The sequence below is a fragment of the Pseudomonas sp. P5_B3 genome, assembly GCF_056400405.1.
In genome coordinates, this window is sequence record NZ_JBFULI010000053.1 from 11,509 (window position 1) to 22,986 (window position 11,478).

General features: G+C 62.7%; 1 protein-coding gene. It reads left to right on the forward strand.

The window, feature by feature from the left end; all coding sequences use genetic code 11:
• Positions 1-190 precede the first annotated feature (190 nt).
• Positions 191-10,927, forward strand: a complete 10,737-nt coding sequence (locus AC1DRN_RS24510; RefSeq protein WP_477786826.1) for a peroxidase family protein — start codon at positions 191-193, stop codon at positions 10,925-10,927.
• Positions 10,928-11,478 lie beyond the last annotated feature (551 nt).

Sequence of the window (11,478 nt, forward strand, 5' to 3'; positions counted from 1 at the left end):
ATGGGGAATTGATCCTCAGTTGAGCACTGCTGATCGCACGCGATTCAGTAAGGGCTTCGTATGGCCGTGAAATCAGGTCCCGTCGTTCAATTTCTGTTTTTTGTTTATGGGGTTCAACACTAAGCCACGCGTTTGCAGCCGTGTTTTAAGCGTGTGGTTTCCTGATTAGTCAAGCATCGAGGAAACAGCCATGGCCAGCTTCAACAAGTCCGATCTCGAATTCATTCTCGAACAAATTTTCATCGCCGAACGGCATGCGGCAGGCGCGAGTCTGGTTGACATGCTGCCGAACGTAGAAGTCCCCTTCGGCCTGCGCACTGTCTCCGGCTTCGGCAACAACCTGGCCGATCCCCTGTTCGGCGCCGCCGACACCATCTTCCCGCGCATGACGACACCGGTGTTCAATACCGCGCAGGTCCAACCGGTCGGCTTCTTCGGCCCCGCCGATCCTGGCGGAACCACGCCGACCTCTTACCTGCAGACCAGCGGTGCCGTCTTCGACTCGCAGCCGCGCACCATCAGCAACCTGATCGTCGACATGACCGCCAACAACCCGGCGGCGGTCGCGGCTGCTGCGGCCAACCCGGGTTCACAGGTGGTCACCAGCCCCGGTCTGGATGGCCTGTTCGGCACCGCCGACGACGTTTCCGTTTTCAATATTCCTAATATCACGCCGGACGCGGGCCTGACCGCGCCCTTCAACGCCTGGATGACCTTCTTCGGCCAGTTCTTCGACCACGGCCTGGACCTGGTCACCAAAGGCGGCAGCGGCACGGTTTTCATTCCGCTACAGCCCGACGATCCACTGTTCGTGCCTGGTAGCCCGACCAACTTCATGGTGTTGACGCGGGCCACCAATCTGCCCGGCGCCGATGGCATCCTCGGCACCGCCGATGACATCCACGATCAGAGCAACACCACCTCGCCGTTTGTCGATCAGAACCAGACCTACAGCTCGCATCCTTCGCACCAGGTATTCCTGCGCGGCTATGAGCTCAACGCCGCCGGCGACCCGGTCGCCACCGGCAAGCTGATCACCAATCGTGACCTGGGTGTCGATGGTGTGTTCGGCACCGCCGACGACGTCGAAATCGGTGGCATGGCCACCTGGAAGGTGGTCAAGGCCCAGGCCCATGATCTGCTCGGGATCAACCTGACCGATGCGGATGTGTTCGACCTGCCGTTGCTGGCAACCGACGCCTATGGCAACTTCATCAAGGGCCCCAACGGCCTTCCGCAAGTCGTGATGAAGGGTCCGGATGGCATTGCCGGCACCGCCGATGACATACTCGTCGAGGGTGATCGGGCCGCGCCAATCAGCCTGACGAACGCCGTGCGCACCGGTCACCAGTTCCTCATTGACATCGCCCACAGCGCCGATCCGACCGGCGGCCTGACGCCTGATGCGGACACTGTCATTGGCGGCCCGCAAGCGCCCGGCACCTACGACAACGAGTTGTTGGATGCGCACTTCATCGCCGGCGATGGCCGCGTCAACGARAACATTGGCCTGACCACCGTTCACTCCGTTTTCCACCACGAGCACAACCGTCTGGTTGATCAGACCAAGGCGACGGTCCTGGCCTCCGCCGACCTCGTCTTCCTGAACCAGTGGCTGATGCCCGACGCCCAACTGACGGCGTTGCCGGTGACGGCGGCCGACATCGCGGCCCTGCACTGGAACGGCGAGCGGTTGTTCCAGGCCGCCAAGTTCGGTACCGAGATGCAGTACCAGCACCTGGTGTTCGAGGAGTTCGCGCGCACCGTCCAGCCGCAAGTGGACGCCTTCCTGGCACCCATGGGCAACGACACCACGATCAACCCGGCGATCGTCGCCGAGTTCGCGCACACGGTCTTTCGCTTCGGTCACTCGATGCTGGTGGAGACGGTCGATCGTTTCGATGCCAACTTCAACGTCGTCGGCGACGGCAATCCGACTGCCCCGGGCAATCAACAGACCGGCCTGATCGCGGCCTTCCTCAACCCGCTGGCATTCGCTGCGAGCGGACCCACCCCTGAGCAGGCGACAGGCGCCATCGTACGCGGCCTGACCCGCCAGGTCGGTAACGAGATCGACGAGTTCGTAACCGACGCGGTGCGCAACAACCTGGTTGGCCTGCCACTGGACCTGGCCGCCCTTAACCTGGCGCGTGGCCGCGACGCCGGCATCCCGTCGCTGAACGAGGCGCGGCGCGAGTTCTACCACATGACCGGCGACAGCCAGTTGACCCCCTACACGAGCTGGGCCGATTTCGTGCAGCACATGAAGCACCCGGAATCGCTGGTCAACTTCATCGCCGCCTACGGAACACACTCAACCATCACTAGCGCTACGACGCTGGCGGGCAAGCGCGCCGCGGCTGCAGACCTGGTGTTCGGCAGCGCGACCGCGCCAATCGACCGTCTCGACTTCCTGCACAGCACCGGTGTCTGGGCGAATAACGCCGGGGCGGACGGTATTCCGAACACCGCAGACGACTTCACCATCTCCGGCCTGGACAACGTCGACTTCTGGATCGGCGGCCTGGCCGAAGAGAAGATGCCCTTTGGTGGCTTGCTGGGTTCGAGCTTCAACTTCGTCTTCGAAACCCAGTTGGAAAACCTGCAGAATGGTGACCGCCTCTACTATCTGGCGCGCACCGCGGGACTCAACTTCGGCACTGAACTGGAGAACAATTCGTTCGCCAATCTGGTGATGCTCAACAGCGACGCAACACACCTGTCGGCTAACGTATTCCTGACGCCGGCCTTCACCCTGGAGACCGACCCGACGCGCCAGTTCAACCAGAGTGTGGTGGCCGGCCCGGACGGCATCGTCGGCACGCTCGACGATCTGCCCGCCAACGCCGACCCCTTTGGCCCGTCGATCCACCCGATCGGCTCACCACGGATTGACCATTTCACGCCGCTGGTGATCCGCGACAACCCCGCCACAGTGGGCCTGGATACCAACTACCTGCACTACACCGGCGGCGATACGGTCGTGCTGGGCGGCACGGCCGGCGACGACATCCTCATTGCCGGCGACTCGGACGACGACACCGTCTATGGCGACGCCGGCAACGACCGCCTCGACGGCGGCTACGGCAACGACAACGTCTTTGGCGGTGCCGGCGACGACATCATCACCGACATCGGCGGCAGCGACACCCTGCGCGGCGAGGACGGCAACGACGTCATCCAGGCCGGCAACTCGACCCTCGGCCTCAACAACCTGGTCTTCGGCGGCGCTGGCAAAGACTTCATCATCACCACCGAAGACATCACCATGACCTTCGCCGGCGCGGGCGACGACTTCATCCTCGGCGCCAAAGTCAACCTATCGCCGCAGGGCGGCGAAGGCGATGACTGGATCGAGGGGGGCACCCAGGACGGTGCGGTCGGCGACAACAATAGCCCCACGTTGTCCGACGATGTGCCCGGCAACGACATCTTCATCGGAAAAGGCGGATTCGATGAAATGATCGGCGAGGGCGGCGACGAAGTGTTCGTCGCCAGCGACGCTCAGGACAAGATGGATGGCATGTCCGGGTTCGACTGGACCACCTACAAGAATGACAAGTTCGGCGTGACCGTCGACATGGTCACCCCGTTCTTCAGTCCCTATCACGCGGTGCCCGATGCCGCGGGCAATATCGTGGGCGCGGTGGCGCAATCGGCCGACGCGATCTATGACCGGTTCGCGGAAGTGGAGGGCCTGTCGGGGTCGTCCTTCGCCGACTTCCTGCGCGGCGACAACCAAAACGCAGCCATCATCGCCAACATCACGGCCAGGGGCAGCATCCTCACCAACTTCGATCTCGTCAGCGGCCTGCGGGCCTTCGTCGGCGCCGCTGCTGCTGGCCCCGACGGCATCGTGGGTACCGCAGACGATCAGTTCGGCGCGGGCAACATCATCCTCGGTGGCGATGGCAGCGACATCATCGAAGGCCTTGGCGGTAGCGACCTCATCGACGGCGACAGTTGGCTCAACGTGCGCATCAGCGTGCGGCAGAACATCGATGGCACCGGGCCGGAGATCGCCACCTTCGACAGCATGGAGCCCCTGATCCCGCTCATGCTGAACGGCACCTTCAATCCCGGCCAGCTCGTCGCCGTGCGCGAAATCCTGCCCGGTACATCCGTAGGCGGGGCTGCGTTCGACACCGTCAACTTCATGGGCCCTCTGGCGAACTACACGATCGCCGTCAATGGCATCGTCGTCGATCCCGCCGTTCCCCTCGATCTCGCCGCCACCGACGTCGTCACCGTGACCGACAATGTCGGCAATGAAGAAACCGACCGTCTCACCCACATCGAACGGCTGCAGTTCTCCGATCAGGCAGTGGTCCTCGTGCAGGGGGTCAACGCCGAGCCTGTGGGCGCACTGACGGTCGATAACACCGCACCGACCGTTGGCCAGACGCTGACCGTGTCGGCGGCAGGCATCAGCGATGCCGACAACGCGGGTGGGGGGATCAACAATTCCATCAGTTACATATGGCAGGTTGAATTGGCACCAGGCTCGGGCGTCTTCGAGGACATCATCCTCGGGCCAGGCCGCATCGGTCTCGGATTTACAAGAGCGGACGCGCCCACTCTCACGGTGACGGCGGATCTTGCCGGCCTGGCAGTGCGCGTCAAAGGCTTCTATGCGGACGATAATGGCGTGACCGAACAGGTGTTCTCGGCACCGACCACGGCCGTAGTTGCCGGCGCGCCGGCCCCCGCAGCGGCGCCTTCGCTGATCGATCCGCAGACCACTGCCCCCAGCAACGGTGTGCGTTACACGCAATCGGACCTGGCGTTCATCCTTGACCAGATCAAGATCGCGGAACACAACGCGGCGGGTGAGAACATGGTTTCTCTGCTGCCGAACATACGGGTGCCGTACGGTTTGCGCACGGTCGAAGGGACGGAAAACAACCTGCTCCATCCTGAGTTCGGTGCCGCCGATAACGTATTCCCGCGCCTGACCACTCCGGACTTCCGCACGGCCGACGCCGGCACGAGCTACCTCCAGACCAGCGGCCTGGTGAACGACTCGCAGCCGCGCACCATCAGCAACCTGATCGTCGACCAGACCGCCAGCAACCCGGCAGCGGTCGCGGCTACCTTCGATCCGGGGCTGGATGGCATCCTTGGCACGGCTGACGATGTCTTGAAAGTCGGCTCACAGGTGATTACCGGAACCCGCACCGACGGCACGACGTTCCAGACCTTCTTCAACTCGAACGTGAGTCCCGACGCGGGCCTGACCGCGCCCTTCAACCAATGGATGACCTTCTTCGGCCAGTTTTTCGACCATGGCCTGGACCTCGTCACCAAGGGCGGCTCGGGCACCGTGTTCATTCCGCTGCAGCCGGATGACCCGTTGTTCGTGCCCGGTAGCCCGACCAACTTCATGGTGCTGACGCGCGCCACCAATCTGCCCGGCCCGGATGGCATCCTCGGTACGGCCGACGACATCCACGAGAACACCAATACCACCTCGCCGTTTGTCGACCAGAACCAGACCTACAGCTCGCATCCTTCGCACCAGGTGTTCCTGCGTGCCTATGAGCTCAACGCAGCGGGCGATCCGGTGGCCACCGGCAAGTTGATCGAAAATCGTGATCTGGGCGCCGATGGCGTGTTCGGTACGGCCGACGACGTCGGGATCGGTGGCATGGCAACCTGGAAGGTAGTCAAGGCGCAAGCTCATGACCTGCTCGGCATCAATCTCACCGATGCCGATTTCAACAACGTGCCACTGCTGGCGACCGACGCCTACGGCAATTTCATCAAGGGTCCGAACGGTTTTCCTCAGGTGGTGATGGTGGGCCCGGACGGCATTGCCGGCACGGCCGACGATGTGCTCGTTGAAGGTAATCCGGCGGCGCCCATCAGCCTGGTCGATGCCGTACGCACCGGTCATGCCTTCCTCAACGACATCGCGCACACCGCCGTTCCGATCGACGACGTGACCGGCGCAGCACTCCTGCCCGATGTGGACACTGTTGTTGGCGGTACGCCTGCACCGGGCTTCTACGACAACGAACTGCTGGACGCGCACTACATTGCCGGCGACGGCCGGGTCAACGAGAACATCGGTCTGACCACCGTCCATTCCATCTTCCACCATGAGCACAACCGCCTGGTCGATCACACCATGGCGGTGGTCCTGGCGACAGCGGCAAGCGGCGACGTGTCGTTCCTGAACGAGTGGCTGCTGACGCCTGTCACTGCCGTTCCCGTCGATACCACGACCCTTGACTGGAACGGCGAGCGCCTGTTCCAGACCGCGAAGTTCGGCACCGAGATGCAGTACCAGCACCTGGTGTTCGAGGAGTTCGCGCGTACGATCCAGCCGATGGTCGATCCCTTCTTCGCCCCGGGCCAGGTGTACGACACTGCGATCGATCCGAGCATCGTTGCCGAGTTCGCGCACACCGTCTATCGCTTCGGGCACTCGATGCTGCTGGAGCAGGTCGACCGGCTGGATCCGAACTTCGCCTCAAGCGATATCGGGCTGATTCAGGCCTTCCTCAACCCGATCGCGTTCGCGGGCAGCGGTCCGACCCCGGAACAGGCGGCCGGTGCCATCGTGCGCGGCGTGACCCGTCAGGTAGGCAACGAGATTGACGAGTTCGTCACTGAAGCCCTGCGCAACAATCTGCTCGGCCTGCCGCTCGATCTGCCTGCCATCAACCTGGCGCGCGGCCGCGATACCGGCATTCCGTCCCTGAACGCGGCGCGGCGGGAGTTCTATCTGCCTACTGGCGACGCAGAGCTCAAGCCTTACACCAGTTGGGCCGATTTCGTGCAGCACATAAAACATCCGGAATCGCTGATCAACTTCATCGCCGCCTACGGCACACACTCGACCATCACCGGCGCCATCACGCTGGCGGACAAGCGCGCCGCGGCTGCGGACCTGGTGTTAGGCAGCGCGACTGCACCGGCCGACCGTGTCGACTTCCTCAACAGCACAGGTGCCTGGGCCAGCACCGCTGGTGCGGACGGTATTCTGAACACCGCGGACGACGTGACCATCACCGGCCTGGACAGTGTCGATTTCTGGGTTGGCGGGCTGGCCGAGGAGAAAATGCCCTTTGGCGGCATGCTCGGTTCGACCTTCAACTTCGTCTTCGAGAACCAGATGGAGAAACTCCAGGACGGAGACCGCTTCTACTATCTGGAACGCACCGCCTCGATGGACTTTGGCGCGGAACTTGAGAACAACACGTTCGCCAATCTGGTCATGGCCAATACCGACGCAACACACCTCTCGGCCAGGGTTTTCCTGACGCCGGCCTTTACCCTGGAAATTGACCAGACGCGTCAGTACAACCCGAGTGTGGTAGCCGGGCCCGACGGCATCGTCGGCACGATCGATGATCTGCCAGTCACCGCCGATCCCTTTGGACCGTCGAACCATCCGATTGGCTCACCACGCAGTGACTTCCTCACACCGCTGGTGATCCGCGACAACCCCGGCACAGTGGGCCCGGATACCAACTACCTGCACTACACCGGTGCCGATACGGTCGTGCTCGGCGGCACAGCCGGCAACGATATCCTCATTGCCGGCGACTCGGACGATGACACGGTCTATGGCGATGCCGGTAACGACCGGATCGATGGCGGCTACGGTAACGACCAACTCCTTGGCGGTACCGGTGACGACATCATCACCGACATCGGCGGCGACGACGTCATCCACGGCGAGGACGGCAACGACGTCATCCAGGGCGGCAACGGCCTGAACCTGATCCTCGGCCAGGCCGGCCAGGACTTCATCATCACCGGCGAGGACGCGGCCGACAGCAGTGGCGGCCTGGGCAACGACTTCATCCTCGGCAGCAAGGCGAACGAGTTCGCGCGCGGCGGTGAAGGCGACGACTGGATCCAGGGCGGATCCGCCGATGGCGTTGCCGGCGACAACTTCGACCCATTCGGCAACGATCCGATCATTGGCAACGATGTCTTCATGGGCGATGGCGGACCGGATAACTTCGACGGGGAAGGCGGTGATGACATCATGATCGGCAGCCCTAGCGAGGCGGACCGTTTCATCGGGTTCTCCGGTTACGACTGGGCGACCTACAAGGACGATCCGGTCGGCGTGACCATTGGCCTCAACTCCAGTCTGCGCTTCTTCGATCAGCCGCAGGTGCCTGGTTCAACTGCGTCGATCCTTGCCCGGTTGGACCTGGTGGAAGGGCTGTCGGGATCGGCACACGCCGATTTCCTCACTGGCGATGATTCCACCGCGGTAACGCTCGCTATTGCTGGCGCCACGGGCAGCGTACTCACCAACTTCGACCTCATCAGTGGTCTGCGGGCGTTCGTCGGCAGCGCCGGATTCGGTGCCGACGGTATCGGGGGGACGGCCGACGATAAGTTCGACGGGGGCAACATTATCCTGGGTGGTGCCGGCAGCGACGTCATCGAAGGCCGGGTCGGCGATGACCTGATCGACGGCGACAAGTGGCTCAACGTGCGCATCAGCGTGCGGCAGAACATCGATGGCACCGGGCCGGAAATCGCCAGCTTCGACAACATGACACCGCTGGTCCCGCTGATGTTGAACGGCACCTATAACCCCGGTCAGCTCCAGGTCGTCCGCGAGATTCTGACGGCGCCCGGTCCCGACTTCGATACGGCGCTGTACTCCGGCAATTTTGCGGATTACACCGTGGTCGAAAACGTCAACGGCACCGTTACGGTCACCGACAGTGTCGCTGGCAGGGACGGGATCGACACCCTCAGCAATATCGAGCGGTTGCAATTCACCGATCAGGCGATTGTGCTTGGCGGTTTGAACTCGGCGCCAGTCGGTTCGCTGACGATCGACGATGCCACGCCCGCCGTCGGCCAGACGCTGACGGTATCGGCGGCAGACATCTCTGATGCCGACAATACCGCGACCGGTGGCGCGATCACCAGCCCCATCAGTTTCTTCTGGCAGTTCGAACCAAGCCCAGGCTCGGGCGTCTTCGAAGACATCACCTTCTTTGCCGCCGGCGAGGTCGCGCGCGCGGAGGGTCTGACTGTCACGGTGGGCACGGAACTCAGGGTCCCACCACCGGCGACCCTCATCGGTGCCGTGCCGGCTATCCCGCAACTCGTCGTGCCAACCGGACTGGCTCTGCGCGTCAGGGCGGTCTACAAGGACGCCAATGGCGTGCTGGAGGAGGTGTTCTCGGCGCCGACCGCACCGATCACGGCGGCCGGTACCGGCACCGTCAACTTCCTGCCGGTCGGAACGGTGCTGATCAGCGACACGACCCCGACGGAAGGCTCGACCTTGACCGCCACGGATGCGTTCACCGACGCCAACGGGACCACGACCTCGGTGATTACCCATCAGTGGCAGGCGGGGAACGGTGCGATCTTTGCCGACATCGTCGGCGAGACGGGCACGACCCTCGCGCTCACCCCGACACTGGTCGGTCAGCAACTGCGTATCGTTGCGAGTTACACCGATGACCTCGGCACACTTGAGCGAGTCACCTCTGCCGCTACGACAGTGGTCGGTGATGTGTTTGTCGGTACCGCCGGTGTCGACATCTGGACCGGCACGACAGGCGACGACATTGCCAGCGGAGGTGCTGGCAACGACATCCTGAACGGCTTGGGCGGTAACGACATCATCAATGGTGACGCGGGCAATGACGTGCTCATCGGCGGTCTTGGTGCCGACACGATGGCCGGCGGTGATGGCAACGATATCTACGAAGTCACCGACGCTGGGGACGTGGTGACCGAGCTCGCCGGTGGCGGCATCGACGAGGTCTGGACCTCGCTCACGAGCTACACCCTGAGTGCCAACGTCGAGAATCTGTTTTTCGGCGGCAGCGGCAACTTCACGGGCGGCGGCAACGTGCTCGACAACACGATCGTGGGCGGTGCGGGTAACGACATCCTCATCGGTGCCGGAGGTGCCGACATAATGGTCGGCGGTGCTGGCAGTGATATCTACGAAGTCACCGACCTTGGGGATCAGGTGATCGAGGCCGCCGGTGGTGGTGGCGACACGGTCTGGACCTCGCTCGCGAGCTACAACCTGGGTGCCAACGTCGAAAATCTGTTTTTCGGCGGCAGCGGCAACTTCGTGGGCAACGGTAACGAGCTGGCCAACACGATCGCGGGCGGRGCGGGYAACGACGTCCTCGTCGGTGGCGCAGGTGCCGACATGATGGTCGGCGGTGGCGGCAGCGATACCTATGAAGTCACCGACCTTGGGGACCAGGYGGTCGAACTCGCCGGTGCCGGCATCGACACGGTCTGGACCTCGCTCGCGAGCTACACCCTGAGTGCCAACGTCGAGAATCTGTTTTTCGGCGGCAGCGGCAACTTTGCGGGCACCGGCAACGARCTGGCCAACATGCTCGTGGGCGGTGCGGGTAACGACCTTCTCATCGGTAACGGCGGTGCCGACACGATGGTCGGTGGTGGTGGCAGCGATATCTACGAAGTCACCGACCTTGGGGACGTGGTAGGCGAGAACGCCGGTGGCGGCAACGACACGATCTGGACCTCGCTGGCGAGCTACACCCTGGATGCCAACGTCGAGAATATGTTTTTCGGCGGCAATGGCAACTTTGTGGGCACCGGCAACGGGCTGGCCAACACGATCGTGGGGGGGGCAGGTAACGACTTCATCGTCGGCGCTGCTGGTAACGACGTGATGAGTGGCGGCGTGGCCGGCAACGATACGTTCGTGTTTGGTGCCCCGGGTTTCGGCAACGATACGATCCTGAACTTCGGAGCCGATGCGGCCGCAGGGCAGGACTTGCTCGACCTCAGGCCGATGGGGATCAGCAGCGCGACGTTCGCTCCCAGCCTGACCATAACGGCAGACGGGGCGGACACGGTGGTGGGGATCGGAGCGGACTCCATCCGCCTTGTGGGGGTCAGCAGCGCGGCCGTTGATCAGACGGACTTCGTTCTGGCCACTTGAGGTCCTGGTCAGTACTGACGCAGGGAGCGTGGACCGCGGAGGGGAGGGCAATGGATGCCCTCCCTTTCTCCTTCCATTCAATTGCCTCATGAATGCATTCGGTGTGGGAATTCAGGGAGGGCTGAATCGACCAGGGTTTTGCAGCGATAGCGATGATCATGGCGTTGCGAACTGCTCTCGCATAATCGGAGACGTTCTTCGATTTTTCCGATGTGAAATAGCTTTGCGGGTCGAGGCAATGATTTCCTTGTGAGCTCGTTCTTTCTCGACTGCTCGGGACAGGACTGGCGCTCCCACACATTGAGCGATGACGGCCCATGCCGCATCAGGGCTACGGAGACGATCGGCCCAGGCTTTCTGTATTTGCTTCAGGCCTTTTTCGACGGCCACCCGTACCTCCGGTTCGGCGCGCGCAATCTCTCCACTCAAGGCCGGAAGGACACAACCTTCTTCTGGATGAAGGACATGAAAGGTACTCAGGTCGTTACGCGCTGCGACGTTATTCCTTTGTTTTATGCACTTCCGGCAGTAAGAAATAACATTTCGCTCTA